The following is a 26712-nucleotide window of genomic DNA, read 5'->3' on the forward strand; positions in this document are numbered from 1 at the left end:
GTTCGGGGAGTGGCGGCGCCCCTGCTCAAGGCGCCGGCCCGATTCACCGCGTGGGACCGCTCCGGGTATCCCCACCCTCGGCGCACGACGAACTGAGCATCGCTAAGATAACAGTGTTAAGATCGCGGGCAACCGCTTTTTTCGCAACACGGGTATGCGTGAATGTAGAGCTTCGCGCCCTTGAACCGTCCGGCGGGCGTTCCTACGGCGCGAATGGCCGGCCTTAGCCGCCCGCCGCCTTGATCGCCGCGTCGATCTCGTCGAGCGAGTGGTAGCCGGGCTCGAGGCTCTTGCCGTTGATCACGAAGGTCGGCGTCGAATTGACGTGGTCGTCGCGGTTGTGGTGGTCGACCCGGTCCTGCAGCGCCTGCATCGCCTTGTCGTCGTTGATGCACTTGTTGAAGGCGTCGTCACTCATGCCCACCGACCTGGCCACGTTGAGCAGGGTCTCGCGCGGCGCCTCGAAGGCCTGCTGCTGGCTGGTGAAGATCGCGTCGGTCACCGCGAAGTACTTGTCCTTGCCGGCGCAGCGGGCGAGCAGGAAGCCGGCCGAGGCCACCGCGATCTCAGGCCCCTGGCCCACCAGCATTTCGCGGAACACGTAGTGGATCTTGTTGGTGTCGATGTATTTGGCCTTGAAGGCCGGATAGACCTCCTTCTGCCACTTGGCGCAGACCGGGCAGCCGACCGAGGCGTATTCCACCACCGTGACTTTCGCCTGGGCGTTGCCCTGATCCATGTCATCCTGGGTGAGCGCGGTCCCGCCGCCGCCCTTGGAACAGGCCGCCGCGCCGAACATCACCAGCGCCATCGCCACCGCAACCCGCGTCCGCAACATCGTCTCTCATCCTCTAAGGGCGCGCCGGCCCGACTGTTCCGAAACCGGCGAGGCCAAAACTCGGCGCGGCCAAACTCGACGCGGAATGTGACCTAAGCTTGGCTGCAAAGAAAGCCGCGCGAAGCCGTCGTAGGGCCCTCTCAAAGCCCGCCGTTCATATCTCGTCAATCTTGTCGCGTGCTTGTCTGCGCTAAGCTATGGGTCGCGCCCTGTGTTGCGACATGGGTCGGCCCGGGACCGTAGGACGAGCAGATGGCGAACGCGCAGCCGCCGCCCAATGGATCCAGGGGCGGCTCGGGACGCGGGCCGGGTCGCGGATCCGGCCGCAGCGGCGGCGGCAATGGCTCTGGCGGCGGCTCTGGCAACGGTTCCGGCGCTGGCTCGGGCGAGCCCCGGCCGGGGCGCACGCCGCTGCAGGCCTTCATCTACTGGACGCTCGTGCTCGGCGTCTGGGCGCTGATCTTCGTCGTCGCCTTCTTCGCCGTCTTCTCGGTGGACCTGCCCGACACCTCCAAGCTCTACGACGTCAAGCGCCAGCCCTCGATCTCCTACCTGGACCGCTCCGGCGGCCTGGTGGCGGTGCGCGGCAGCCAGTTCGCCCCGCCGGTCGACCTGGACAAGCTGCCGCCCTATGTGCCCAAGGCCTTCGTGGCGATCGAGGACCGCTGGTTCTACTGGCACTTCGGCTTCAACCCGTGGGGCATCGCGCGCAGCCAGGTCTACAACTGGACCCATCACGGCGCGGGGCCCCTGCGCGGCGGCTCGACCATCACCCAGCAGCTCGCCCGCGCGCTCTTCCTGACGCCCAACCAGAACTACCGCCGCAAGGCCCAGGAGCTGATCCTGGCGATCTGGCTGGAGGCCAAGTTCTCCAAGAAGCAGATCCTCGAGCTCTATCTGAACCGGGAGTATTTCGGCGAAGGCGCCTATGGCATCGAGGCCGCCTCCCAGCGCTATTTCGGCAAGCCCGCCGCCCAACTGACGCTCGCCGAAAGCGCCATGCTGGCCGGCTTGATGAAGGGCCCCTCGCGCTATTCGCCGATGGCCGACACCGCGCGCGCCGAGCGGCGCGCCACCACCGTGCTGGACGAGATGGTCCGCACCCACGCCATCACCGCCCAGCAGGCGCAGGACGCCATCAACTCCGGCCCCATCCGGGTCAATCCGGTGCTGGCCAACCAGCGGGCGCAGTACTTCACCGACTGGGTCGACGATCAGGTCCGCCATCTGGTCGGCCAGCCGACCGAGGACCTGGTGGTGGAGACCACGCTCGACCTTCCCCTGCAGGCCAGCGCCGAACAGGCGGTGCAGGCCGGCGTCGCGGGCGCGCAGGGCCAGGGCGTCAAGCAGGCGGCGCTTTTGTCGCTCGACGGCGAGGGCCGCGTCCGCGCCTATGTCGGCGGGGTCAACTATCTGCAGAGCCAGTTCGACCGGGCGACCCAGGCCAGGCGCCAGGCCGGCTCCTCCTGGAAGCCCTTCGTCTATCTGACCGCCATGGAGGCGGGCCGCACCCCGGACACCCCGGTGGTCGATGAGCCGATCACCATCGGCAATTGGACGCCTCGCAATTACACCGGCAAATACCTGGGTCCGATCAACCTGGAGATCGGCCTGAAGGAATCCATCAACACCGTGGCGGCGCGCCTGGCCAACGAGGTTGGCACCTCGAACGTGGCGGCGACCGCGCATCGGCTGGGCATCGTCTCGCCTATCCAGCTCGACCCCTCCATGTCGCTGGGCGCCGTCGAGGTCAGCCCGCTGGAGATGGCCCAGGCCTACGCGCCCTTCGCCAACGGCGGCGTCTTCGCCCGCGGCTACGGCATCGAGCGCATCCGCACCGCGTCCGGCCGGGTGCTCTACGACCACAATGTCGGAGGCGACCAGCGCCGCACCGTGATCGGCCAGCCGGCGCTCTCCTACATGATCCGCATGATGCGCCAGGTGATCGTGTCCGGGACCGGCACGCGGGCGGCGGTGAAGGGCTACGACCTGGCCGGCAAGACCGGCACCACCAGCGACTACCGGGACGCATGGTTCATCGGCTACACCGGCGGCTTCGTCACCGCCGTCTGGGTCGGGCGCGACGACAATACGCCGATGAAGAAGGTCACCGGCGGCGGCCCGCCGGCGGCGATCTGGCACGACTACATGACCCAGGCCCTGCCACGGCTCGCGGTTCAGCCGATCCCCGGCGCCGAGGCCCCGCCGCCGCCAGACCAGCCGACCGACGCGATCGGGGCGATCCTCAACGGCGTCCAGGACCTCTTGCACGGCGATCACGAGGCCGATCCCGCCCCGCCGCCGCGTGGGGCGTCAGGACCGCGTCAGCCGGCCGACGAGGCGCCGCACTGATCTTCAGATCCTCCCCCAGCGCGCAGCGCGATTGAGGGGGAGGTGGCTCGGTGCGCAGCGCCGAGACGGAGGGGGTTCCACCCAAAGCGGATAGCGGAGTGGGCTTGAACCCCCTCAGTCTGTCTTCGCAGACAGCTCCCCCTGCGGGGGAGCATCTGGAGCGAAGCTACCGCCCAAACGCGTGCAGGCGCGCGCCCTCGCTGCGCAGCCAGGCGCGGTGGGCTTTGGGTTCGCCGACCAGGGCGCGGACGTGGGCCCAGAAGCGCGGGCCGTGGTTCAGTTCCAAGAGGTGGGCGCACTCGTGGGCCGCCACATAGTCGGCGACCTCGAAGGGGGCCAGCGCCAGGCGCCAGCTATAGCGGATCGACGCCACGCCGCCCCGCACGCCCGGGCGGCACGAGCCCCAGCGGCCCTTGGCGTCGGCGACGGTGACCGTGGGCTGGGCGACGCCCAGCATGGCGGCGTAGACCTCCGTGCGCTCGCCAAGCACCGCCTTGGCCCGCTTCTTGAGCATCAGGATCACCGCGCGCGCGTAGCCTTCGCCCCCAAGATCGGACGATGCCATGGCGGTGATGCGGGCCGGCTCGCCGTGCGCGGCGGGCAGCCATTTGGCGCGGCCGCTGCCGGCCTCCAGCCGCACCGGCTCGCCGAACACCTCGAGCATCATGCCCGGATGGACCGGGGTGGCGTCCGGCAGCTCGGCGATCCGCGCGGCGATCCAGCCGGCCCGCTCGCGGGCAAAGGCGGCGGCCTCGGGCAGGCGGCGCGGCGACGGCGCGGTGGCGACGATCTCGCGGCGTGTCCGGTCGAGCCGAAGCGATACGCGGCGCGCGCGGCGGTTCACCTTCAAGGTGACGGCGGTCCCGGCGACTTCCAGCCGGTCGCCGTCGGCAAGAGAACGGCCGAAGAGACTCATGCGCCCTAAGTAAGCGGCTTCGGCCCTGAACGGGAGGGGCCTCTAGGCGGCCTTGATACGCTTGGGCCGCGCGGCGTTGGCCGGCTCGCGCGAAAGCGCCATTTCGGCGGTCCAGATCACGCTGCGCACGCGCGGATAGATCTCGTCGCGGAAGCGCGCGCCGTTGAAGACGCCGTAGTGGCCGACCTTAGGCTGCACATAGTCCTGCTTGAGGTCCGCCGGCAGGCCCGAGCAGAGATCGTGGGCCGCCTGGGTCTGGCCGATTCCGGAGATGTCGTCGTTCTCGCCCTCGACGGTCAGCAGGCTGATGTCGGTGATCAGCTCGGGCCGGACCAGGCGTCCGCGATGCGTCAGTTCGCCCTTGGGCAGCAGGTAGCGCTGGAAGACCACATCGACGGTCTGCAGATAGAATTCCTCGGTGAGGTCGAGCACCGAAAGATACTCGTCGTAGAACTTCAGGTGCTGCTCGGCCCCGTCGCCGTCGCCGTCCATCAGCTGGCGCAGGTAGCGCTGGTGCGCCTCCTCGTGCTTGGCGGCGTTCATCGACATGAAGCTGGCGAGCTGCACAAAGCCCGGATAGACGCGCCGGCCCATCCCCGGATGGGGCGGCGGCACGGTGTCGATCATGGTCGACTGGAACCAGGTGAAGGGCCGTTCCTCGGCCAGTTTGTTGGTCACGGTCGGCGACAGCCGCGCGTCGATCGGCGAGCCCATGAAGGTCATCGATCCCGGCCGGCACTCCTCGCCGTCCTCGGCCATCAGCGCCGCGGCGGCCAGCACCGGCGGGCCCGGCTGGCAAACTGCGACCACGTGCGGCCGGGGCCCCAGGATCCGCAGCATCTCGCGGATGTGGTCGATGTAGTCGTGGAAGTCGAAGCGGCCTTCCATCACCGGCACGTCGCGGGCGTTGGTCCACTCGGTGATGTAGACCTCGTGGTCCTGCAGGAAGGCTTCCACCGTGCCGCGCAGCAGGGTGGCGTAGTGGCCGCTGAGCGGGGCGGCGATCAGCACCGCAGGTTCGCGGGTGCGGCGGCCGGCGCGGCGCATGTCGGCCATGTCGCGGGCGAAGTGGGTGAGCTTGCACCAGGGGCTCGACCAGACCTCCTCGAGCCGGACCCGAACGGGCTCGCCGTCGATCTCGATGGTCTCGATGCCCCAGTCGGGCTTGCCGTAGCGGCGCGTCAGGTTCGCGAACAGGTCGGCGTTGGCGTAGAGGCGGCGGCCGAGCTCGCTGTCGCGCGCCGGATTGAGCGGCGAGGACCAGAAATCCCGCGTGATCCGCGCAGCCGCGCGCAGCGGCGTTGCAGCATAGAAACCCGCTTCATAGAGGGAGTAGAGCATGCCCCATCCTTTGTGCGCCGCAGCATAACACCTGAACCGTTAACCGGGTCCATACCCGATGTTCAGCTTTTCCCCAGCTTTGCGCCAGCGGACCCGATGCTAGGATCGCCGCATGACCCGCGTGACCTATGACCCCGGCATCTTCGCCGCGCCCGACCTCGAGGCCGCCAAGCGGATCATCGTCACCGGATCGGCCGGCCAGGGAACCGAGGACCGCTGGCGGCGGGAGACTCCCTATCTCGCCGAGCTGCTGGGCGAGTGGCTGGCGATCCAGCCCGGGATGCTGGTGGTCGACTACGGCTGCGGGGTCGGACGTCTCTCAAAGGCGCTCATCGAGCGGTTCGGCTGCGTCGTCCTAGGCGTCGACAGCAGCGCGGAGATGCGCGCCCTGGCGCCGGCCTATGTGGATCACGCCAACTTCTCGGTCGTTTCGCGGCGCACGTTCCAAGGGCTGATCGGCGGCGGCCTGCGGGCCCAGGCGGCCTTCAGCGTCTGGGTTCTGCAGCACTGCCTGCGTCCGGCCGAGGATATCGGCCTGATCGCCCAGGCCCTGCCGCCCGGCGCGCCGATCGCCATCGTCAACACCCTGCGCCGCGTGGTGCCAGCGGTCGAAGCCCGCTGGGCGGACGACGGCCTGGACCTGCGGGCCCTGCTCGCCGAGCGCTTCGCCCTTGTCCGCACAGGCCAGCTTGACGCCGAGGTGGTGGGCGCGGCGACCGCGGCGGGCTCGTTCTGGAGCGCCTATACGCGCTAGGCGCTACACGATGTCGCGTGCGGCCCCTGCTTCATCGCCGCCTGAATCTGGCCGGCCATCTGCTGCGGAGCCTCGCCGTAGGGGATCACGCAGACGAAATCGCCGGTCGGGCTCATCAGATAGGTGATGGTCGAGTGGTTGATCTGGTAGCCTGGCCCCTCACCCGCCTTTTGGTAGAAGACCTTGTAGGCGTGCGCGACCTCAGCCACCTGGGCCGGCGTGCCGGTCAGGCCCACGGTGCGGCGCGGGAAGGCGGAGTTCGACAGGTAGTTGGCTATCACCTTGGGCGTGTCGCGGTCGGGGTCGACCGAGATGAACACCGCCTGGAAGTCGCCGGCCTTGGGCCCCAGCAGCTTTTCGGTCTGGCCAAGCGCCAGGAGCGTCGTCGGGCAAGCCTCCGGGCAATAGGTGAAGCCGAAGAAGACCGCGTTCCATTTTCCCTTCAGGACAGACGCGTCGGCGGGCGCCCCCTTCTGGTCGACCAGGTGGAACGGTCCGCCGATGGCCGCGGTTTGCCCTTGGCCGCCGAGAATGCCGCGCTTGACAGCCAGGCCGGTGACCGCGGCGAAGGCGACGGCGAGGATGGCCAGGATGATCCACACGGTTCGGCTCATGAGCGGTTCCTGCTTTCCTTCCGGGCGCCGGCCGCAGCGGCTGGATGCCCAAATCCGCTTTAGGGCCCGAATCTGCTTTAGGGGTCGTCACGGCGGCCCAGGCGCGCGATCCTGAGCCGGCATGGCCAGACCGAGGACGCACCCCGCGCCGCCGATCCAGCCCGGTCTCGATAGGGCCGGCGCAGCGCCTATGCAAGGTGAGGACGGCGGCGAGGACGGGTCCAAGCCGGCGACGCCGGGCGAACTGGCCAGGGACGGGATCGGTCTTGGCGCCGACCAGGGCGAGGACTGGTCGGAAGGCGCGGTCCACCGCGGACGCCTGCGGGTCCGCACGCTCGTCACCCTGCGCTGGCTGGTGGTGGCCGGCGAGACCGCGCTGCTGCTGGTGGCCGCCGGCATGGGCTTTTCCCTGCCGTTCTTCCTGTGCTTCGCGGTCGTGGGCGCCGGGATCTGGGTGAACCTGCTGACCGGCGTCGCCTCGCCCGGCCAGCGGGTGTTCGGCGACCGGGAGGCCGGCGCGCAGCTCGGCATCGACATTCTGCAGATCAGCACGCTGATCTTCCTGACCGGCGGCTCGTCGAACCCCTTCGTGCTGCTGCTGATCGCGCCGGTGACGCTGGCGGCCGCTACGCTGCCGCTGCGCCCGGTCCTGACGCTGGCGGCCATGGCCTCGGTGATCTCCGCGGTCCTGGCGATCGTCTCCCTGCCGCTGCCGCAGTCGCCCGGCATGGAGGTGGTCATCCCGCTGAGTTTCCGGGTCGCCGCGGCGCTGGCCAACATCGCCGGCATCGCGCTCACCGCCGGCTATGTGCGCCAGGCGGCGGTGGAATCGGCGCGGATGGCCCTGGCGCTCGACGTGACCCAGGCGGTGCTTGCCCGCGAGCAACGGCTATCGGCGCTGGGCGCGCTGGCCGCCGCCGCCGCCCATGAGCTCGGCACCCCGCTCGCCACCATCTCCATCGTCGCCAAGGAGCTGGGCCGCGAGGCGCCGACGCCGGCGGTGAAGGAAGACGCCGAACTCCTGGTCTCCCAGGCCGAGCGCTGCCGCGAGATCCTGCGCCGCCTGACCGAGACCCCCGACGCGGCCGCCGACGTGGTGCATGAGCGCCTGTCGCTGCGCCAGCTGGTGCAGGAGGTGATCGAGCCGCATGGCGGCGTGAAGGGCGTCCGCGTCGAGGCCATCGTCACCGGCGCCAAGGGCATGAAAACCCCCGACATCCGCCGGCTGCCCGAGATCACCCACGCCTTCACCTCCTTCGTGGAGAACGCCGTGGATTTCGCGAAGTCGGAAATCCTGGTCTCCGCTCGCTTCGACGCCGAGACCATCTCCATGGAGGTGCGCGATGACGGGCCGGGCTTTTCCGCTGAGGTGCTGTCCAAGCTCGGCGAGCCCTATGTGACCACCCGGCCAGGGGCGGAAGGGTCGCGCACCGGCCACATCGGCATGGGTCTGGGCTTCTTCATCGCCAAGACGCTTTTGGAACGAACTGGGGCCCTTGTGACGTTTCAGAACGGCAGACCGCACGGCGCCGTCGTGTCGGCCCGCTGGCCGCGCTCGAAAATCGAGGCGGGCGCCATGTAGTCGCCTGATACGAGTTCCAGCTTGCCCTGACGTTATGACGTGCGACAGGATGCCGCACCTGTCAGAGCCTCGCGAGCCCACCCCCTAGGGAGTTCCCGCATGACCGACCTCTCCGCCGACGTCGCCGCCCTCTCCGACAAGAGCCTGCTGGTCTTGGACGACGACGCGCCTCTGCGCACCAGGTTGGGCCGCGCGCTGGAGCAGCGGGGCTTCGAGCCCACGCTCGTCGGCTCGGTCTCCGAGGCGCTCGCCGCGGTGCGCAGCCACGCGCCGGCCTTCGCCGTGCTGGACATGCGCCTGGAAGACGGCACGGGGCTCAAGGTGGTCGAGGCGGTGCGCGACGCCCGGCCCGACGCCAAAATCATCATGCTGACCGGCTACGGGAACATCGCCACCGCCGTGCAGGCGGTGAAGGCCGGCGCCGTGGACTACCTCTCCAAGCCCGCCGACGCCGACGATGTGGCCCGCGCCCTGCTGGCCCGCGGCGGCGACTCTCCCCCGCCGCCGGAAAACCCGATGAGCGCCGACCGCGTGCGCTGGGAGCACATCCAGCGCATCTACGAGCTCTGCAACCACAACGTTTCGGAGACGGCGCGCCGGCTGAACATGCACCGGCGCACCCTGCAGCGGATCCTGGCCAAGCGGGCGCCGCGCTAGGTCCTTGGGCGAAGGGGGCGATGGCGACCTGGGACGACATCCGCGCCGTCGCGCTGACCTTGCCCGGCGCCTGGGAGAATAGCTGGTACGGCGAGCCGTGCTTCCAGGTCGGCAAGAAGGGCTTCGTGCAGGGCTCTCGCGGCCGCTGCATCATGAAGCTCGAGAAGCACCACCAGGAACTGCTGTTCGAGGCGCGTCCCGACGCCTTCACGCCGATGATCGCCGGCGCCCTGCGCTGGAGCTTCGTGGACATCGAGGCGCTGGAGATTGACGAGATCGACGACCTGGTCCGCGAGGCCTGGCGCCAGATCGTCCCCAAGAAGGTCAGCCGCGCCTACGACGCAGCCCAAGGCGCCACCCGGAGCGAGCGCTAAGCGGCCCGCACGGCGCGATCATACTGGATGGGCACGGACTGGCGGATGATGCGGTCCAGCCGCTCCCGCACCTCGCGCCCCCTGGCGGAGAGCTGGATCACGTGGCTGCGCGCGTCGTTGGGGTTGAGATAGGCCTCGACCAGCCCCAGCGCCGGCGCCTGCGACCACTCGGACTCGGGCGGCCCCAGCGCCCGCAGGCTGCGCGAGGCGGTCGACTGCGTGAGGCCGGAAACATCGGCCATCTCCTGCACCGTCAGGCCCTCGTTCTCGGCGGCGTAGAGGAAGGCGATCACCTCGTTGACACTGATCCGGGCGTCGAGCGCCTTCATCAGATGCAGGGCCTGCAGGACGGTGTTGCGGCTGCGCATGGGACCGGGCCTTTCCAAACAGCTTGGACAAAAGCTTCGCCAGGCCAGCATCCGGTTAGACGCACGGTCGATCACGCCGTATTCGATGAAGGCTGCAACCGGCGAGGCCAGTTGCAGTCGCTGCTGCAAACGGAACCATTCGCACGACGAACGGCATCGCCTCGACCGGCCGCCTGCCCTAACCTCGCCGCGGACACCTAGCGGCGCGGAGGCGTTTTTCCCTTGGAGAGCAGAGCGCAGCCGCAAAGCCGGCCGCTGTTCGACCGCTATCTGGCCGCCAACCTGATCCTGTGGCTGGTGACCTACGCCCTGACCTCGGTGCGGTCGCTGGGCATGGACACCCCGATCCCGAGACTGATGAACATGGGGGTGCGCCGCGCGGCGGTCTGCATCCTCTGCGTGGGGGTCTGCTACCTCATCCAGCGGGCCTTGCTGGCCAGCCGGGGCTGGTCGTGGCGGCGCCGCTTCCTGTTGGCGGGCGGGCTTTCCCTGGCCGGCGGGATCGTCTGGACCGCGATCAACCACACCGCCTTCTACCTCGTGCTCCCCTATGAGCCGCTGAAGGACACGCCAAGCGAACTCTTCTGGTCGTGGGGGTACAATCTGAGCGTGGTGATCTGGTCCTTCATCGCCTGGTGCGCGGTGGTGCTGGCGCTGAGCTATGACGAGATGACCCGCGAGCAGAGCCTGCGGCTGCTGGAGGCCCAGGCGCTGGCCGCCGAGAGCCAGAACCAGATGCTGCGCTATCAGATCAACCCGCACTTCCTGTTCAACACGCTGAACGCGCTGTCGTCGCTGATCCTGCAGAAGGACGTGGAGCGGGCGGAGCGGATGGTGCTGTCGCTATCCAACTTCCTGCGCGCCTCCCTGGAAAAGGCGCCGGGCGACAAGATCACGCTCGCCGATGAACTCACCGCCCAGCACCAGTATCTGGCCATCGAGCAGGAGCGGTTCGGCGACCGCCTGCGGCTCTCCGAGGTCACGCCGCCCGAGCTGCGCGATGCGCTCGTCCCCGGTCTGATCCTGCAGCCCTTGATCGAGAACGCGGTGAAGTACGGCGTGGCGCGCACCACGCGGCCGGTCGCCATCGAAATCGCCGCGGAGCTGCGTGGCGGCCGCCTGGCGATCACCGTGCGCGACGACGGGGCGCCGGATATCAGCCCAAGCCAATCCGGGGCGCCCACGACGCTGGGCGTCGGCCTAGCCAATGTGCGCCGCCGCCTCGAAGTGCTCTACGGCGAGGCGGGCGCGCTCACCTGCGGGCCCCGGCCCGGCGGCGGCTTCGCGGCGACCGTCGAGCTGCCGCTGGAGCGGCGCTGAGCCATGCTGCGCGTGCTGATCGTCGACGATGAGCCCCTGGCCCGGCGGCGCCTGGAGATCCTGCTGCGCGAGCAGCCCGACGTGGAGCTGGTGGGCGCCGCCGCCGACGGGATCGCGGCGCGCAAGCTGATCGCCGAGCGCGGTCCCGACGTGGTGCTGCTCGACATCAAGATGCCGGGCCTGACGGGGCTGGAGGTGCTGGATGCGCTCGGACCGGAGGCGCCGATCGTGATCTTCGTCACCGCCTTCGACCGCTTCGCGCTGGACGCCTTCGACCGCGCCGCCTTCGACTATCTGCTGAAGCCCGTCGAGCCCGCCCGCCTTGCCGCCTCGCTGGCGCGCGCCCGCGAGACGCTCGCCGAACGCGCCGCCGCCGAGCGGGTGGGCGAACTGGAGGAGATCCTGCGCAATCTGCGCAGCGGCCCCTCGCCTAACTCCGCCGCCGGCGACTTCGACCGCGAGATCTGGATCCAGGAACGCGGCGGGCGGACCAGCGTGCCGGTGGCCGCCATCGACTGGGTGGCGGCCGAGCGGGACTATGTGCGCATCCACACCCATGCCCGCAGCTTCCTGATCCGCCAGTCGATCGGGGCGCTCGCCGAGCGGCTGGACCCGGCGGTGTTCGTCCGCGTCCATCGCTCGAGCCTGGTGCGGCGCGACCGTATCGTGCGCATCCGCCACGCCGGCGGCCGGGGCGCGGTGATCCTCGCCACCGGGGTCGAAATCGCCGTCTCGCGCCGCCACATGGGCGCGCTGAAAGCGATGACAACTAACCCGGGGCGATGACGCGCGGCTGTCTGAACGCCAAAGACCACAAAAAAGGTCGTCATCCTCCGGTCGCGCGAAGACGCGATCCGGGGGACCCAAGCCGAGTCAGTTTCAACTCAGCAGATGTCCCGCCGGCTCAGCTTGGGTCCCCCGGATCAGCCTGCGGCTGACCGGAGGATGACGACCGTTTGGGATGTGGCGATCAAAGCGGTCCCCACTCGAGGATCGTTTCGTAGAGATCGCTCCAGGCAGGATTGGTTTCCTCGATCAGCCTGATCTTCCACGCCCTCGGCCACTTCTTCAGCCGCTTTTCGCGATGGATCGCGTGGCTGATGTCCTCGAACGGCTCGGAGTGAACAAGCCGGTTCACCGCGTACTTCCGGCAGAACGCGCTTCCGATACCTTCCCTGTGCTCAAAGACGCGTCTCGATATGTCGCTCGTCACCCCGACGTAGAGCGTGCCGTAAGGCGCCGTGGCCATGATGTAGACCCAGCCGCCCACCGTTCATTCCAGGCTGAACGCCACCACTCCCGCCGCGCGGAGCGCCGCGAGCCGCCCGAAGGCCAGCGTCAGCGCCTTGCGCCGCGCGCCGGCCAGCGCCGCCGGCAGGGCCTCGCGCAGCACCGCGCCGCCGAAGCCGTCGGCGACGATCAGACCAGGCTCCTCAGGCAGCAGCTCGCGTGGGAACTCCGGCGCGACGGCAAAGGCGAAGGCGTCGCAATAGGGCTGGTACTCGTGCCACTTCTGGTCGGTGCGGAAGTCTTCCAGGCTCGACTTCACCTCGACGATGAAGATCTCGCCGCGCCGTCCCAGCGCCATCAGGTCGGCGCGCCGCCCGTTCGGCAAAGTGACCTCCGCCAGCGGCGCGTAGCCGAGCGCCGTCAGCAGCCGCCCAGCTCCGCGGGTGACGGCCGCGGTGGTTTCGGGGCGCGACAGGCCGGCGGGGCTGGCGGAGACGTCCATCCGCCCAGATTGTTCCGCCTTCGTTCCCAAGGCAAGGCCCGGAACGCCGACTGGGGGCGCGCGGACGGCTAGCCGTGAATCGGCAGCGGAAATTCCAGGCGCCCAGTGTCGAAGCCCAGCTGTTTGATCCGCGCCACGGCCTCGGTCTTGAACGCCGCCGGCAGGGTGGGCTTGGTCGCCATCAGCCAGAGATACTTGCCGTCGTGGGTGGCCAGGATCAGCCAGCCCTCGTCGGCCCGGTCGTCCAGCACCCAGTATTCCTGGGAGATCAGGCCGCCGAAGAAGCTCATCTTGAACTTGGCGTTGGAGACCGGGTCGGCGACGCGGGCGTGCGCCTTCCACTCCGCCAACGGGCCGTCGGGCGACCCGCGGTGGCAGGCCTGGATGACCGCGAAGCCCTCCGAGGTGCGAGTCCAGTCCGACGTACCGGCATGACAACCGCGCTGGGTCGTGTTGGGCATGCGCGCCACTTCGTACCAGCGGCCCATCATCCGGGCGGGATCGACGTGGGAAACCGGCTGAACCATGGCGTTGGCCACGGCCGGAGCCGCGACGGCCAGGGCGGCCGTGGCGGCCAGGATCGTGAGCAGACGCTTCAACATGGGCGGGTGAATAGCTTCGTATGATGACAATTGAAACGCCCGCGAGGGCTTCGCGGGCGCTGCATAAGGACGCAACACAACCATGCCCTTTTAAGGGCGGAGCGTTGCAGGCGCCTACGCTGTTATTCCGCGGCGATAGAAACCGAGCGGTTGCGGTCCTTGAAATTGATCGCCTGCAGGAAGCGGATGCCGTCCTCGGCGATGTCGTCGCCCACCGTGCGCTCGCCCTCGGCGGCGAGTTCGTCCATGTCGACGTACATGGCGTAGAAGCCGCGCGTCCGCTCGGTGATCAGGCTGGCCTGCAGCAGGGTCTTGATCAGCACCCGGAAGACGTTGGTCTCGCCCTTGAACTTGCGGTTCGGGTCGCGGGTCTTCCGGCGTTCGACGATGTCGGCGATCACCCGCTCGGGATCGAGGCCGAACAGGCCGTAGATCTCGGCCATCTGGCGCGGGTCGCCGCGGTCGAAGAGCAGGCTCTGGGCGCAGTGGGCCGTCCAGTCCTCGACCGTGTTGCGTTCGGCCTGGGTCAGCTTGGGGATCGTCCGGTCGGCCCAGATCTTCCCGAACTTGTGGTGGAAGGCCTCGTCGGTCATCACCAGCTGGAACAGCTTCTTGGCCACCGGATCGCGATTGTAGCGGTAGCCGTTGGCGAAGGCGCCCATGGCCAGGCCCTCGACCAGCATCTGCATGCCGACGATCTTCTTGTAGACCTCCGGCGTCTCGATGATCTCGACCAGCAGGGTCTTGAGCGCCGCCCCGCACTCGGTCGGCCGGCCCCAGCGGCTCTTGATGTATTTGGCGAAGGCGGTGACGTGGCGCGCCTCCTCGCGGGTCTGGTTGGCGGCGTATTCCTGGGCCCCCTGGTCATAGAGCACGTGGCAGAGGCTCGCCGACAGGTTCAGCGCGCCCTGCTCGCCATGCAGGATCGAGGAGAAGCCGCGCAGCTGCATATAGTTGATGAAGGCGACCTTCTGCAGAGGGTCCTCCAGGGTCTCGGCGACGTAGGGCAGGCGAAGGAGCGGGTTCTGCTCCTCCGGCGTCATGGCCACGTTGACGAGGTCGAAGGGCTCATCGAAATCGATGTAGCGCTTGTCGAGCGGGTCCCAGAAATGGTCGTGGGTCGCGCTGATGATCTTGTCGAACGCCGTCGAGCGCTCGCCGTAGCGGTCCAGCGTCAGCATCGACTCGAAGTCGTCCGGGGCGACGGCCCCGTACATGGCGTCCTTGGTGATGTTGCCGTCGGCCATGGCTGTGGCTCCTGAACGTCGTTCACTGGAAGGATCGCGCCGCGGCGTCATGGCGTCAAACTTCCTTTCCCACCGCAGGCGGCAGAGGAAGACGATCTGCCAACTCGCCGAGATCGGACTATAGTCACGCCATGCGCCGGCTCATCTACGCCCTGATCTTCGCGACCCTCTCCGCGGCGCCGGCCTTCGCCGACGAGTTCCCCCCGCTCTGCACGGCCCTTCACGGGGTGGATGACGAGGCCCGGCGCACCGGCGAGCCGCAGAGGATCTGGTCCGGCGTCGATTTCGCCGCGCCGGCGCCCTGCCGCGCCGTCACCGACAACGCCGCGACCCGCGCGTTCTGCGATATGGCCGCCCACGAAAGCGGCCTGGCCTACCGCCTCCTGGCCTGCGTCGCGAACTTCGCCGACGAGCCGGGGGTGACCACGCGGCGCCAGCACGCCGAGGGCCGCAGCCGCGACGCGATCACCCACCTGACAGGCCGGCAGGCCCACGGTGTCCGCGTCGACCTCACCGAAGCCGGCGACCACTACGACATCGTCGTCTGGTCACCGAAGTAGCGCGCGCGGCGATGAGCCCGCGCGCGCTCAGCGAACAGGCTTTCGAGTTCGGCGGCTGGCGGGTCGAGCCGGCCCGCGGCCTGCTGAGCGCGCTCGACGGCCGGGTCGAAGCACATCTCGAACCGCGCCTCATGGACCTGCTGCTGCTGTTCGCGGGCTCCGCGGGACGGGTGCTCGGCAAGGACGAGATCATCGAGGCCGTCTGGGGCGGCCGCGCGGTGGGCGACGACACCTTGGCCGCCGCCGTCAGCCGCCTGCGCCGCGCGCTCGGCGAGACGCGAGAGCGCCGCTATATCGAGACCCTGCCGAAGCGCGGCTACCGGCTGGTCATGGCGCAAGCGGCGGCGCAAGGCGCGGCCCGGGCCCGACCCGAAGCCCCGCCCAAGGCCGCCGCGCTCGTGACCCAGGGCCGCGCCGCGCTCGCCGCGCCCTTCGCCGCCGCCCAGGCCCAGGCCAGGCTCTATTTCGAGGCCGCCGTCACCGAGGCGCCTGGTTGGGCCCCGGCCCATGTCGGCCTGGCGGAAACTCTCGCTGCCCAGCATCTGGCCGGCCAAGGGGCGAGCGGGCAGGGCCTGCTCGCCGCCGCCAAGGCCTCGGCCCAGGCCGCGGTCGGCCTCGATCCCGAACTGGCCCGGGCCTGGTCCGCGCTGGGGCTGGTGACGCTGTTTGCCGACCGCGACTTCGCGGCCGCCGACGCGGCGCTGCGACGGGCGCTGGTCTTGGACCCGAACCACGCCGCGGCACGCCGCCATCGGGCCCTGGCCTTCGCCGCTGTCGGCCGGTTCGTCGAAGCGGAGCGTGAAAGCCGCAAGGCCGTGGACCTGGAGCCCGTCTCGCTCGCCGCCCGCGGCGCGCTCCTGCAGATCCTTATGACCGCGCGCCGCTATCGTCAGGCGGTCGCCGCCGCCAACGAGGCGCTGGCGCTCTCGCCGCTCGCCAGCGAGGGCTGGTACGCCAAGGGTTGGGCCTGTGTGCTGTTGGGCGACATCCCGGCGGGCGCGGAGGCGTTGCTAAGAGGTCTGGAGCTCTGGGGCCTCGACCGGGCCCAGCTCGACGCCCTGCGCGCGACCTACGGCGCCGCCGGCTTCCCGGCCTTCTGCGCCGGCGGCGCCGACCTCTTCGAGACCCAGAAGGTGATGTTCACGCCCCGGCTCACCGACATCGCCTTCCTGCGCGCCGCCGCCGGCCAGCCGGACCAGGCCTTCGCCGCCCTGGAGGCCGCCGCGGCCCAGGACGATCCCTACCTCGTGTTCCTGCCCTACCTCGCCTACTGCGACCCGCTGCACGACGACCCCCGCTGGCCGCGCCTGCTGGGGCGCGTGAGGTTCGTGCGCTAGCCGGCGAACACGCCTGCGTGAGACGCGACGGTTCCGCTCTGGGAACGAATTAGCTCGTGTTACGATCTAGAAACAGAAAGCGAGGTGATAGCGATGCGTGCGCTGCATCTCAGGCCAGCGAAACGGTCTGATCGCCTGGCCGCCATGGGCGGCGATCTGGCCTTCTGGCTTGTCGTCGCCGTGGTGTTCGCGGCGGTCGGCGCCCTCATGTGGGGGACCGCCACGACGGCCTACTAGCCCGCCTGATCCTTCTTGGTCAGCGAATAGACCTTGAACGGCGTCGGCTGGTCCTTGGCGCAGGCCGCCTCGATCGCGGCGCGGTGCTTTTCCAGCGTGCTCACCATCCAGGCAGGCGTGGTCGGGAACTGCGCCTTCATCGCCGCGATCCCTTGGGCGAAGGTGGTCGGGACCTTGGACGCCTCGGTCGGCATCGGCGTCACATTGATATTGAAGGTGACGCCGTGGAAGCCGTTCAGCTGCGCCGGGCCGACGCCCAGGCCTTCGGCGTTCTCCCACACCATGCAGGTCGCCGACGGATAGGCCGTGTGGCGCGACAGCGTCACCACCGTGATCACGTCGCGGTCATAGTCCGAGGCCGGCGGCGGCGCGGCCTGGGCGGCCCCGACGGCAAGCGCGCCCATGGCCGCCGCGAACGCCAGTTTCAGTCCCGATTTCGGGCGATTTTGCATTGGTCCCTCCCCAGATCTCACCTTGTCACATGAGCGGTAAAATCGGCGACTTCGCGGCGCTTGTGCGTAGGGCTTGAAACGAAACTCGGCCTCAAACGAAAACGCCCGCCGGGGGCAATCCCAGCGGGCGTCCTCGTGCGCTAGATCGCGGGCTCGCCGCTATTCGGCGGCGATCAGGATCTTGGCCAGCGCTCGGTCCTTGAAGTTGATCTGCTGGAGGTACTTGATCCCCTCCTCGGCGATGTCGTCGCCGACCATCTTGTCGCCCTCGTTCTTCAGTTCGTCGATATCGACATAGACGGCGTAGAAGGCCTTGGTGCGCTCGGTGATGATGCCGGCGTTGACCAGCGTCTTCACCAGCACGCGGAAGATGTTGGTGGCTTCCTTCATCTCCTCGCGGCGGGTCTCGTCGTTGACCAGCTTGCCCATCTCCTCGATCACCCGGTTGGGGTCGAGGCCGAATTCCTCGTAGAGGCTGACGTTCTGGGTCGGCGCGACGAGGTTGAAGAGCAGCGTCTGGAAGCAGTGCGCCGCCCACATCTCGATGACCTCGTGCTCGGCCTCGGTCAGGTGGGGAATGGTGCGGTCGGCCCAGATCTTCCCGAACTTGTGGTGGAAGGCCTCGTCGGTCATCACCAGCTGGGTCAGCTTCTTGGCCAGCGGATCGTTGGTCTCGTTGAACACGGTGGCGAAGGCGCCCATGGCCAGGCCCTCGACCAGCATCTGCATGCCGATGATCTTCTTGTAGACCTCCGGCGCGCCGATGATCTCCACCAGCAGATCCTTCAGGATCGGACCGCATTCCACCGGCCGGCCCCAGCGGGCCTTGATGTATTTGGCGAAGGCGGTGACGTGGCGGGCCTCTTCGCGGGTCTGGTTGGCGGCATATTCCTGCGCGCCCTGGTCCTTCAGCACGTGGCAGAGGCTCGCCGACAGGTTCAGCGCGCCCTGCTCGCCGTGCAGGATCGAGGAGAAGGTGCGAAGCGTCTGGGCGTTGGCGAAGCGGATGCGTTCCTTCTCGCTGCCGAGCGTCTCGTTGACGTAGTCGAGCTTCAGCGCCCCGATCATCTTCTCGGGCAGGATCATGGTGTTTTCCATGTCGAACGGCTCGTCGAAGTCGATGTACTTCTTGTCTAGCGGATCCCAGAAGTGGTCGTGGGTGGCCGAGATGATCTTGTCGAAGGCGGTCGAGCGCGCGCCGTAGCGGTCCAGCTCCAGCATGGACTCGAAGTCGTCCGGGGCGACGGCGTCGTAGATCAGGTCCTTGGTGATGTTGCCGTCGGCGGCCATGGGGTCTGCTCCTGGGGCGCGGGCGAACTCAGCCCGTCTGGCGTTGGCTGAAATCCAACCATCTAAACGCTGATCAGTCAATGAAGATGACGCAGGCGTCAGGTTTGTATCGCCTCTCCCCCGACGCGTAGCGCGAGGGGAGAGGGTAGGGAGAGGGGCGGCTCATGCAGCGGTGATCCGCCGATGGCCCAGCCATGACCCATGAACGGCGACGCCGCGGATCCTCGGGTGACCATCGGGAGAGACGGATGGGTCCCAGCCGCCCCTCTCCCTACCCTCTCCCCTCGGACTTCGTCTCGGGGGAGAGGCAACCTACCCCGCGCTCGCCTCGATGGCGTCGATGTCGGCGTCGGAGAGGCCCATGTGGTGGCCGATCTCGTGCACCAGGACGTGGGTGACCAGTTCCTCGAGGGTGATCTCGCCGTGCTCGGCCCACTCGTCGAGGATCGGGCGGCGGTAGAGGAAGATCATCGAAGGGCCGGCGGCCGGACCGCCCACGTCGCGCAGGCCGATGTGGGCGCCCTGATAGAGGCCGGTCAGCCCAAACGGGTCCTCGATGCCCAGATCGTCCAGCACCTCGTCGGCCGGAAAATCGTCGACCCGGAAGACCACGTCGCCGGTCAGTTTGCGGAACCCCGCGGGCAGGGCCTGGAACGCCGCCTCGGCGAGCGCCGCCAGGTCGTCCAGCGACGGCGCCTTGCCGAACGGATGGGGCTCGCTCACCAGGACCTCATTCGTCGGGCATCACGATGTGCGGGGCGTCCGGCGGCCGGACCTCGAAGAGGCCGATGTCCAGCGGCTGCTGCGGCTCGATGGGCCGCAACGGTTGGCGGGCCATGGCGCGCAGCGTCTCACTGTCGGGCGTCGACCGGGCCCGCCGAGCGGCGCGGGCCTGCGGCGTCTCGATCGGCCGCTCGGCGGTGGCGATCCGCCAGTAGGAGACCATCAGCCGCCAGGCGGTGCGCGGCGGCGCCGCAGCCGGCGCGGGCCAGCGGCGGCCGTCGGCGTAGACCGGCTTCACGGGACTGAGCTTCTGGCCCGGCAGGATCTGTTCGGCGAGCCTGGCCCAGCTCTCGCCCACCGGCCCGGCGTAGGCCTCGGCCGCCCCGTCGCGGGTGGCGAAGGCCGGCCCGACGGGATCGGTGGTGAACACCACGGCCTCGCCGGCGACGCCCAGCGCCTCGCGCTCGCGGGCGGCGCGGCCGAGCGGCGCGGCCATCGCCAGCTCGGCGTTCGCCGCCACGGGGTAGAGGATCGCGGTCATTGCTCCGATCATGCGCCAATATGGCGTAGCATCTCAACGCGGCCCAACTCTACTCGGGGCGGATGCGGCGAAGTCCGGCCCGGCTTAGGGTGCCGACGAGGCGATTCGCCAAAGGGCGCTGAGGGCGGGCCAAAGTGCGGGCATGAGCAGCCACCAACTGATCCTTGCGGCGGCGGCGGGCGCGGTCAGCCTGGCGATCTGCGCGATCCTGTGGGCGCTGGTCCAGCGGCGCGAGGCGCAGGCGCGCGTGGCCGAGATCGCCGCGCGGCTGGCGGGCTTCGAGGCCAAGGCCGACGCCGCCCAGGCCTCCGCCGAAGCCTTCGATTCCGCCCTGCTGGCGGTCGAGGACGGGCGCGCGCTGCTGGCCTCGGGCGAGGAATCACTCGCCGTCTGCGCCGAGGCGCTCGGCCTGGCCGAGCCCGATCCGCAGGGGGTGGTCAACGCCCTGATGCGCGCCGACCCCGACCATGCGCGGCGGCTACGCGCCCTCTTCGAGCGCGGCGAGGCCTGCGCCTTCGAGGTGCAGGGCGCCTCGACGGAAAAGGGTGGCGGCCTGATCGCCGTCGAGGGCCGCGCCGCCGGCGCCATGGCCTGGCTGCGGCTCTCGGCGGCCCAGGCTGAGGACGCGGGCCTGCCGACCGCCCCTCGCTTCGCCGCCTTCCTCAATGCCAGGGCCACGCCGGCCTGGATCGCCGCGGCCGATGGCTCGCCGGTCTGGGTCAACGCCGCCTGGTTGAAGGCCGTGGACGCCGCCAGCCTGGATGAGGCCGCCACCCGCGGCGTCGCCTTCGACCGCTCGGCCGATGCGCTCGCCAGCGAGGCCGCCAACCTCGGGCAGCGCCGCGACACGGTCCGTTGGGCCACGGTGGCGGGCAAACGCCGCGCCTTCCACGTCACCGCCCAGCCGCTGGAAGGCGGCGGCGTGGGTGTCTGGACCGAGGACGTCAGCGAGCAGGAGGACCTGCGCGAACTCCTCAAGCGCAACGTCGAGGCGCATGACGAGACCTTGAATCACATTGCCGAGGCCGTCGCCGTCTTCGGCCGCGGCAAGAAGCTGATGTTCCACAACACCGCCTTTGCCGACATGTGGGGGCTGGAACCCGCCTGGCTCGCCGAGCAGCCGAGCCACGGCGAGGTGCTGGACCGGCTGCGCCAGCGCCGCCGCCTGCCGGAGACCGCCGACTACACCAAGTGGAAGGCCGCCGAGCTCGACCGCTACGAACAGCTGGCCGGCGGGCCGGACGAGATGTGGAGCCTGCCGGACGGGCGCACGCTCAAGGTGGTGCGCCAGCCGCATCCGATGGGCGGCATCCTGCTGCTCTATTCCGACATCACCGACGAGCTGAAGCTGACCAGCCAGTACAACGGGCTGATTCAGGTGCAGCAGGCGACCCTCGACAAGCTCTCCGACGCGGTGACCGTGTTCGGCTCCGACGGCCGCCTGCGCCTGCACAACGAGAGCTTTGCCAGGTTCTGGAACGTGACGCCCGCCCAGGTCGAGGCGGCCGGCGACTTCGAGGGCGTGGTCGACCTCTGCATCCCCAAGCTGCACGACAAGAATTTCTGGGCCGAGCTGAAGGGCCGTGTCGCCGATCCCGACCCGCAGGCCCGCGCCCCCACGACCGGCGAGGTCAAGACCTCCGACAGCCGTATCGTGGTCTACCAGTCGCGGCCCCTGCCGGACGGGGCGACGCTGATCGCCTTCACCGACGTCACCGACGCCCGCAAGGTCGAGGCGGCGCTCGAAGCCAAGGAACAGGCGCTGGCCGACGCCGAGCGGCTGAAGCGCGACTTCGTCGGCAACGTCTCCTACGAACTGCGCACCCCGCTGACCACGATCATCGGCTATTCCGAGCTGCTGGAACGCTCCGGCGAGGCGCTGTCGGAGCGCGGCCGCAGCCACGCCGCAGCTGTCAAATCCGCCGCCACCCAGCTCGCGCGCTCCATCGACGACGTGCTCGACATGGCGCAGATCGACGCCGACGAGATGGCGCTCGACCTGGAGGACGTGCGGGTCGGCGACCTGCTGGACGCCCAGGCGGAGCGCTGGGCGCCGGAGGCGCAGGCCGCCAACGTCAAGATCGTGGTCGACTACCCCAAGGACCTGGGCCTGATCCGCGGCGACGCGCGGCGCCTGGGCCAGATCCTCAACCACCTGGTGGAAAACGCGCTCGGCCAGACGCCGGCCGGCGGCACGGTGACGCTGGCCGCCAAGAAGGGGCTGGGCGAATTCCAGCTGCAGGTCTCCGACACCGGCCGCGGCATCCCGTTCCACGTCCAGGCGCACATCTTCGACCGCTTCATCGGCCGCGAGCGGGGCGGCCCCGGCCTGGGCCTGGCGCTGGTCAAGGCGCTCACCGAACTGCACGGCGGCTGGGTGGCGCTCGAAAGCGAGCCTGGCGCCGGCGCCACCTTCACCTGCCACCTGCCCGAGGAGGCCATGGCCGGCGCCGCCCAGCCCGAGCTGGGCTTAAGGAACTAGGGATGGCGTCCCTCGACCCAGCCGCCGCCGCCGAGATCGACGCGGTCTACGCCGCCTTCGCTGAGCGCGTCGAGGCGCCGGGCGTGGTCGCGGGCGTGGTCAAGGACGGCGGCCTGGCCCACCTCTTCACCCATGGCGTGTCCGACCTAGCAACCGGCGCGCCGGTCACCGCCGACACCTGTTTCCGCATCGCGTCCATGACCAAGCAGGTCACCGCAACCGCCATCCTGATGCTGCGCGACGAGGGCCGCCTGTCGCTGGAAGCCTCGGCGCTGACCTATGTGCCGGAGTTGGCCGACCTGCCGCCGCCCACCGCCGACAGCCCGCCGATCACCGTGCGTGACCTCTTGAGCCACACCGAGGGCTTCGTCACCGACGACCCCTGGGCCGACCGCGCCATGCGCATGACGCCGGACGACTTCACAGCCTTCCTGCGGGACGGCGGCCTGTTCGCCCAGGCGCCGGGCGTGGCCTTCGAATATTCCAACCTGGGCTACGGGATTCTGGGCCGGATCATCAGCAACCTCTGCGGCCGGCCCTTCCAGCAGGTCATCGGGGAACGCCTTCTGCGGCCGCTCGGCATGGACGCCACCCGCTTCGACCCGGACGCCGTTCCAGACGGCCAGCGCGCCCGCGGCTACTGGCGGCGCGGCGGCGCCTATGGCGAGGAGCCGCCGGAGCCGGATGGCGAGATCGCCGCCATGGGCGGGATCATCACGCCGGCCAAGGACTACGCCCGCTGGGTCGCCTTCCTGCTGGACGCCTGGCCGCCCCGCGACGAGGCCGAGACCGGTCCGGTGCGCCGCGCCACGCGCCGCGAACTGGCGGTCAGCCACGCCATGCCGGGCCCCGCGCGGACCCGCACCGCGGGCGGCGAGACCCTGCCGGTGGCGATCGCCTACGGCTACGGCCTGGCCAGCACCCATGACCCGCAGCTTGGCCGCTGCCTGGCGCACTCCGGCGGCCTGCCGGGCTTCGGCTCCAACATGTTCTTCTCGCCGGACGCCGGCATCGGGCTCTTCGCCTTCGCCAACGTCACCTACGCCGGGCCGGAAGCCGCCAATGTCGAGGCGGCCGGGGTGCTGCAGGCGCATGGCCTCTGGCGCGCCAGGCCTGTGGCCGTCTCGCCGGCCCTGCAGGCCGCCGCCGACGCCGTCGCGCAGGCCTTCGCCGCCGGGCGGCTCGATGCGATCCAGGCATGGTTCGCCCCGAACCTGCTGGCCGACCTGCCGCTGGAGAGCCGCAACCGCGCCCTGAGCGAGCTGAAGTCGCGGCTGGGCGACAGCCGTCTCACCCGCATCGAAGCCCGCCACGCGCTCGCGGGCCGGCTCCACTTCGCCGGCGAACGCGGCGAGGCGGCGTGCGAGCTGGCGCTGACGCCGGGCGCCGATCCAAAGATCCAGGTGCTGCGGTTCGATCCGGCCTAGGCCGGGCCTGACCCTCAGGCCTGGGGCTTCAGCCCCGCCATCAGGATGTCGATCAGCCGCCGCGCGCTCCCCTCCCAGTCGGGGCGGTCGTAGCCGTAGCTCAGGCCCATCAGCATCCGGTAGAGGTCGTCGGGCCCGATATCGCCCCGCACATCGCCGCTGTCGATGGCCGCGCGGGAGAGCCGGTTCATCGCCCCGGTGATCGCCGGGCCCGACGAGGCATAGGCCGCCTGGCCCTCCCCGGGCGAAGCCTGCAGGGCGGGCGCGATCACTCGCTTGGTGGCCATGTAGTCGACGAGCAGATGCAGCCAGGCCCGCAGCGCCTCGCCCGCGGGCCGTTCGGCCAGCAGGGTCTGCGCCGAGCCCGCGAGCTGCTCGACCTCACGCCGATAGACCGCGGCGAGCAAGGCGTCGCGGGTCGGGAAGTGGCGGTAGAGGGTGCCGATGCCGAGGCCCGCGCGCCGCGCGATCTCCTCCAGCGGCGCGTCGGCGCCTATGGCCGTGAACGCCGCCTTGGCCGCTTCCAACAGCTGCTCCCGGTTGCGCAGGCTGTCGGCCCGCGGCTTGCGCGGCCTGTCGTCCCCAGTCTTGGCGTCGGCGAGGGTCAAAACAAAACTTTCACGGAGCGGCCCTTGATAAACGGAGGCTACCTCCGTATTTAACCGGAGGCCGCCTCCGCTTCATATAGCGACCCGGCGTGCGACCCACAACGATCCTGACCGACGGAGCCTTCCCCCATGACCGCAACCCTCACCGCTTTTGGCGAAAAATCCACCACCGACGACGTCCTCGAAGGCGTCAACCTCAAGGGCAAGCGCATCCTGGTCACCGGCGCCTCCGCCGGCCTGGGCGTCGAGACCTGCCGCGCACTCGCCGCGCACGGCGCCACCGTCGTCGGCGCGGCCCGCGACCTCAAGAAGGCGGAGGCCGCCACCGCCGAAGTCCGTGCCCAGGCGGCCAATGGCGGCTCGCTGGAACTGATCGAGCTCGACCTCGCCGACCTCGCCTCGGTGCGCGCCGCCGCCGACAAGCTGAACGCCAAGGGCGAGATGTTCGACGTGGTGATCTGCAACGCCGGCGTCATGGCCACGCCGTTCGGCAAGACCAAGGACGGCTTCGAGACCCAGTTCGGGACCAACCACCTGGGCCACTTCGTCTTCGTCAACCGCATCGCGAACCTGATCAAGGACGGCGGGCGGCTGGTGAACCTATCGTCGGCCGGCCACCGGTTCTCCGACGTCGACCTGGACGACCCGAACTTCGAGCGCACCGAGTACACCCCGTTCGGCGCCTACGGCCGCTCGAAGACCGCCAACATCCTATTCGCCGTGGAGTTCGACCGCCGCCACAAGGCCCGCGGCGTCCGCGCCGTCGCCGTCCATCCGGGCGGCATCCAGACCGAGCTTGGCCGCCACATGACCCCGGAACTGATCCAGGGGATGCTCGACAACATCACCGCGGCCGCCAAGGCCAGCGGCGGCCCGGCCTTCGAGTGGAAGACCATCCCGCAGGGCGCGGCCACCTCCTGCTGGGCGGCGATCGTCGCCCCGGCGGCCGAGGTCGGCGGCCTCTATTGCGAGGACTGTCATGTCGCCGAGCCCGCCGACGAGACCCCTGGCCTCGACACCCGCGGCGGTATCCGCGCCTACGCGCTCAACCCCGACCGCGCCAAGGCGCTCTGGGCGCTCAGTGAACGGATGGTCGGCGAGACCTTCGCCTAAGCTTGACCGGCCTGGCGAGACTCCCTTCCTCCTCGATGGAGGAAGGGCGGGGATGGTGGTGTGTCCCGGGCGATGAGGTGAAGCGTACTGTCAGGCGCCAGCGCCCGGCTGCGCCCTTCACCTCTGCTCAGAGGTCACACCACCACCCAACCCTCCTCCATCGAGGAGGAGGGCTCGGGGATCGTCCGCAAGGGAACGACCCGGCGCCCGCCCACGTTACCGCCTCCGCTTCGGTGTTTTGACCGGACACCAATCCGTGGACTGGAGGGCCTGACGTGCGATCGATTCTGCTGATGTTCCTGGGCGTGCCCCTGCCGATCATCCTGCTGCTCGCCTTCTGCACCCATCACTTCTGATCGGCGCGAGGGAGCCTGACATGGAACGCGATCTGCTTACCGAGGAGGGCCAGTCCGCTATCTCCTGGTCCGCCATCATCGCCGGCGCCGCCACGGCGCTGGCCGCCGCCATCGTGATGCTGGCGCTGGGCGCGGGCTTCGGCCTGAAGCTCGGTTCGCCCTGGCCCCTGGCCGGAGCCTCCACCGACGACTTCAACCCGACGCTCGGCGCCATCCTGGTGACCATCCAGGTGCTGAGCACCGCGCTCGGCGGCTATCTGGCCGGCCGGCTGCGCACCAAGTGGGTCAATGTCCACGACCACGAGGTCCACTTCCGCGACACCGCCCACGGCCTGCTGGTCTGGGCGGTGAGCACCGTCGCCGGGGTGCTGCTGGCCGTGACCGTGCTCGCGCCCGCCGCCGGCCACGTGGCGACCCAGGCGGTCGCGGCCGCCGCGGTGCAGATCGAACCGGTCCACGCCGCCGGCGTCGCCGCCCAGGCCTCGCTGTTCATGGGCATCGGCCTGTTGCTCAGCGGCTTCACCGCCGCCGTCGCCGCCGGCCTGGGCGGTCTGCGGCGCGACGAGATGCACGCCGCCTATTGGGCCGCCCGTCCCCGCGCGGCCGTTCCACCGCTCTAGGGCGCCGCCCGAGCGAACCACATTTCATCCTTATGCGGACCCGGGCCAGGGTCGCGGGATGGACACTGCGGACTTTGAGTGCCCGGCGTGCGGCGAGACCGCCGTGACCCTCTACCCCGGCGGCGAGGGCGACCTGCTGGCCGCCTGCCAGGGCTGCGGGCGAGAGCACGGCGCCTGGCGCGATTGCGTCGCCGCCGCGGCGCCGAAGCCCCATCGCGCCTGGCGCCCGGCGTGGGCCAGTTGGTTCCTCAAGGACGCGCCGCATTGAG

General features: G+C 69.7%; 29 protein-coding genes. 15 read left to right on the forward strand and 14 right to left on the reverse strand.

Annotated features, from left to right (window positions below):
• Positions 1–223: 223 nt before the first annotated feature.
• A complete protein-coding gene (locus VKQ35_RS06055) occupies positions 224–838 on the reverse strand; it encodes a DsbA family protein (protein ID WP_324359568.1) in 615 nt (204 codons plus the stop codon).
• A 252-nt stretch (positions 839–1090) separates the two neighbouring features.
• On the opposite strand from VKQ35_RS06055, the gene VKQ35_RS06060 reads away from it, so the two are divergent.
• Positions 1091–3190, forward strand: a complete 2100-nt coding sequence (locus VKQ35_RS06060; protein WP_324359570.1) for a penicillin-binding protein 1A — start codon at positions 1091–1093, stop codon at positions 3188–3190.
• Positions 3191–3356: 166 nt separating this feature from the next.
• Here VKQ35_RS06060 and VKQ35_RS06065 read toward each other — a convergent pair whose 3' ends face one another.
• Positions 3357–4106: a M48 family metallopeptidase gene (locus tag VKQ35_RS06065; RefSeq protein WP_324359572.1), complete on the reverse strand. Its 750-nt coding sequence runs from the start codon at positions 4104–4106 to the stop codon at positions 3357–3359.
• Between the two features lie 42 nt (positions 4107–4148).
• Complete coding sequence (locus VKQ35_RS06070; RefSeq protein WP_324359574.1) at positions 4149–5447, reverse strand: polyhydroxyalkanoate depolymerase; 1299 nt, start codon at positions 5445–5447, stop codon at positions 4149–4151.
• Between the two features lie 112 nt (positions 5448–5559).
• On the opposite strand from VKQ35_RS06070, the gene VKQ35_RS06075 reads away from it, so the two are divergent.
• A complete protein-coding gene (locus VKQ35_RS06075) occupies positions 5560–6201 on the forward strand; it encodes a class I SAM-dependent methyltransferase (RefSeq protein ID WP_324359575.1) in 642 nt (213 codons plus the stop codon).
• On the opposite strand, the gene VKQ35_RS06080 is transcribed toward VKQ35_RS06075, so the two are convergent.
• The gene (locus tag VKQ35_RS06080; protein WP_324359578.1) at positions 6198–6815 is read right to left on the reverse strand and encodes an SCO family protein; all 618 of its coding nucleotides are present in this window, start codon (positions 6813–6815) and stop codon (positions 6198–6200) included. The genes VKQ35_RS06075 and VKQ35_RS06080 overlap by 4 nt on opposite strands.
• A gap of 190 nt (positions 6816–7005) precedes the next feature.
• Here VKQ35_RS06080 and VKQ35_RS06085 point away from each other — a divergent pair, with 190 nt between their 5' ends.
• The 3 genes from VKQ35_RS06085 (at position 7006) to VKQ35_RS06095 (ending at position 9428) form a co-directional block, all read left to right on the forward strand.
• Positions 7006–8397 carry an ActS/PrrB/RegB family redox-sensitive histidine kinase gene (locus tag VKQ35_RS06085; RefSeq protein WP_324359580.1) on the forward strand — a complete coding sequence of 464 codons (1392 nt, stop codon included), beginning with the start codon at positions 7006–7008 and terminating at the stop codon, positions 8395–8397.
• A gap of 99 nt (positions 8398–8496) precedes the next feature.
• Complete coding sequence (locus VKQ35_RS06090) at positions 8497–9054, forward strand: ActR/PrrA/RegA family redox response regulator transcription factor (protein ID WP_324359582.1); 558 nt, start codon at positions 8497–8499, stop codon at positions 9052–9054.
• A 20-nt stretch (positions 9055–9074) separates the two neighbouring features.
• On the forward strand, positions 9075–9428 hold the full coding sequence (locus VKQ35_RS06095; protein ID WP_324359584.1) for an MmcQ/YjbR family DNA-binding protein: 354 nt from the start codon (positions 9075–9077) through the stop codon (positions 9426–9428).
• On the opposite strand, the gene VKQ35_RS06100 is transcribed toward VKQ35_RS06095, so the two are convergent.
• Complete coding sequence (locus VKQ35_RS06100) at positions 9425–9796, reverse strand: hypothetical protein (protein ID WP_324359586.1); 372 nt, start codon at positions 9794–9796, stop codon at positions 9425–9427. The genes VKQ35_RS06095 and VKQ35_RS06100 overlap by 4 nt on opposite strands.
• A 222-nt stretch (positions 9797–10018) precedes the next feature.
• Between VKQ35_RS06100 and VKQ35_RS06105 the strand changes: the two genes are divergently transcribed.
• On the forward strand, positions 10019–11116 hold the full coding sequence (locus VKQ35_RS06105) for a sensor histidine kinase (RefSeq protein WP_324359588.1): 1098 nt from the start codon (positions 10019–10021) through the stop codon (positions 11114–11116).
• A gap of 3 nt (positions 11117–11119) precedes the next feature.
• Complete coding sequence (locus VKQ35_RS06110; RefSeq protein WP_324359590.1) at positions 11120–11902, forward strand: LytTR family DNA-binding domain-containing protein; 783 nt, start codon at positions 11120–11122, stop codon at positions 11900–11902.
• A 184-nt stretch (positions 11903–12086) separates the two neighbouring features.
• Here VKQ35_RS06110 and VKQ35_RS06115 read toward each other — a convergent pair whose 3' ends face one another.
• The 4 genes from VKQ35_RS06115 to VKQ35_RS06130 all read right to left on the reverse strand — a co-directional run bounded on the left by VKQ35_RS06115 (position 12087) and on the right by VKQ35_RS06130 (position 14697).
• The gene (locus tag VKQ35_RS06115) at positions 12087–12386 is read right to left on the reverse strand and encodes a GIY-YIG nuclease family protein (protein ID WP_324359592.1); all 300 of its coding nucleotides are present in this window, start codon (positions 12384–12386) and stop codon (positions 12087–12089) included.
• Positions 12387–12389: 3 nt separating this feature from the next.
• Positions 12390–12848, reverse strand: a complete 459-nt coding sequence (gene mmcB / locus VKQ35_RS06120) for a DNA repair putative endonuclease MmcB (RefSeq protein ID WP_324359594.1) — start codon at positions 12846–12848, stop codon at positions 12390–12392.
• A gap of 68 nt (positions 12849–12916) precedes the next feature.
• Positions 12917–13450 carry a lipocalin family protein gene (locus VKQ35_RS06125; protein ID WP_324359596.1) on the reverse strand — a complete coding sequence of 178 codons (534 nt, stop codon included), beginning with the start codon at positions 13448–13450 and terminating at the stop codon, positions 12917–12919.
• A 122-nt stretch (positions 13451–13572) separates the two neighbouring features.
• Positions 13573–14697, reverse strand: a complete 1125-nt coding sequence (locus VKQ35_RS06130; protein WP_324359599.1) for a ferritin-like domain-containing protein — start codon at positions 14695–14697, stop codon at positions 13573–13575.
• Positions 14698–14828: 131 nt separating this feature from the next.
• Here VKQ35_RS06130 and VKQ35_RS06135 point away from each other — a divergent pair, with 131 nt between their 5' ends.
• From VKQ35_RS06135 to VKQ35_RS06145, 3 genes are all read left to right on the forward strand, one after another.
• A complete protein-coding gene (locus VKQ35_RS06135; protein ID WP_324359601.1) occupies positions 14829–15257 on the forward strand; it encodes a hypothetical protein in 429 nt (142 codons plus the stop codon).
• Positions 15258–15268: 11 nt separating this feature from the next.
• Positions 15269–16594: a transcriptional regulator gene (locus tag VKQ35_RS06140; RefSeq protein WP_324359603.1), complete on the forward strand. Its 1326-nt coding sequence runs from the start codon at positions 15269–15271 to the stop codon at positions 16592–16594.
• Positions 16595–16687: 93 nt separating this feature from the next.
• Complete coding sequence (locus VKQ35_RS06145; protein WP_324359605.1) at positions 16688–16831, forward strand: hypothetical protein; 144 nt, start codon at positions 16688–16690, stop codon at positions 16829–16831.
• On the opposite strand, the gene VKQ35_RS06150 is transcribed toward VKQ35_RS06145, so the two are convergent.
• The 4 genes from VKQ35_RS06150 to VKQ35_RS06165 all read right to left on the reverse strand — a co-directional run bounded on the left by VKQ35_RS06150 (position 16828) and on the right by VKQ35_RS06165 (position 19837).
• Positions 16828–17283 (reverse strand): hypothetical protein, encoded by a 456-nt coding sequence (locus VKQ35_RS06150; RefSeq protein WP_324359606.1) that lies wholly within the window; start codon positions 17281–17283, stop codon positions 16828–16830. The genes VKQ35_RS06145 and VKQ35_RS06150 overlap by 4 nt on opposite strands.
• 159 nt (positions 17284–17442) lie before the next feature.
• On the reverse strand, positions 17443–18573 hold the full coding sequence (locus VKQ35_RS06155; RefSeq protein WP_324359608.1) for a ferritin-like domain-containing protein: 1131 nt from the start codon (positions 18571–18573) through the stop codon (positions 17443–17445).
• A gap of 312 nt (positions 18574–18885) precedes the next feature.
• Entirely contained in the window at positions 18886–19296 is a 411-nt protein-coding gene (locus tag VKQ35_RS06160; protein WP_324359610.1) for a metallopeptidase family protein, read from the reverse strand.
• A 7-nt stretch (positions 19297–19303) separates the two neighbouring features.
• Complete coding sequence (locus VKQ35_RS06165) at positions 19304–19837, reverse strand: hypothetical protein (RefSeq protein WP_324359611.1); 534 nt, start codon at positions 19835–19837, stop codon at positions 19304–19306.
• A 142-nt stretch (positions 19838–19979) separates the two neighbouring features.
• On the opposite strand from VKQ35_RS06165, the gene VKQ35_RS06170 reads away from it, so the two are divergent.
• Both VKQ35_RS06170 and VKQ35_RS06175 read left to right on the forward strand, forming a co-directional pair.
• On the forward strand, positions 19980–22319 hold the full coding sequence (locus VKQ35_RS06170) for a PAS domain-containing sensor histidine kinase (RefSeq protein WP_324359613.1): 2340 nt from the start codon (positions 19980–19982) through the stop codon (positions 22317–22319).
• Between the two features lie 2 nt (positions 22320–22321).
• Positions 22322–23746, forward strand: coding sequence for a serine hydrolase domain-containing protein (locus tag VKQ35_RS06175; protein ID WP_324359615.1), 1425 nt, complete (start codon positions 22322–22324; stop codon positions 23744–23746).
• Between the two features lie 14 nt (positions 23747–23760).
• Here the strand turns inward: VKQ35_RS06175 and VKQ35_RS06180 are convergent, their stop codons facing one another.
• Positions 23761–24354, reverse strand: coding sequence for a TetR/AcrR family transcriptional regulator (locus VKQ35_RS06180; RefSeq protein WP_324359617.1), 594 nt, complete (start codon positions 24352–24354; stop codon positions 23761–23763).
• 129 nt (positions 24355–24483) lie between these two features.
• Here VKQ35_RS06180 and VKQ35_RS06185 point away from each other — a divergent pair, with 129 nt between their 5' ends.
• The 3 genes from VKQ35_RS06185 to VKQ35_RS06195 all read left to right on the forward strand — a co-directional run bounded on the left by VKQ35_RS06185 (position 24484) and on the right by VKQ35_RS06195 (position 26711).
• Positions 24484–25467 carry an SDR family NAD(P)-dependent oxidoreductase gene (locus VKQ35_RS06185; RefSeq protein WP_324359619.1) on the forward strand — a complete coding sequence of 328 codons (984 nt, stop codon included), beginning with the start codon at positions 24484–24486 and terminating at the stop codon, positions 25465–25467.
• Positions 25468–25843: 376 nt separating this feature from the next.
• Positions 25844–26443, forward strand: coding sequence for a hypothetical protein (locus VKQ35_RS06190; RefSeq protein ID WP_324359621.1), 600 nt, complete (start codon positions 25844–25846; stop codon positions 26441–26443).
• A gap of 58 nt (positions 26444–26501) precedes the next feature.
• Entirely contained in the window at positions 26502–26711 is a 210-nt protein-coding gene (locus VKQ35_RS06195; protein WP_324359623.1) for a hypothetical protein, read from the forward strand.
• Position 26712: the final 1 nt, after the last annotated feature.

It is taken from the genome of Phenylobacterium sp., from assembly GCF_035309685.1.
In the GTDB taxonomy this organism is placed as follows: Bacteria; Pseudomonadota; Alphaproteobacteria; order Caulobacterales; family Caulobacteraceae; genus Phenylobacterium.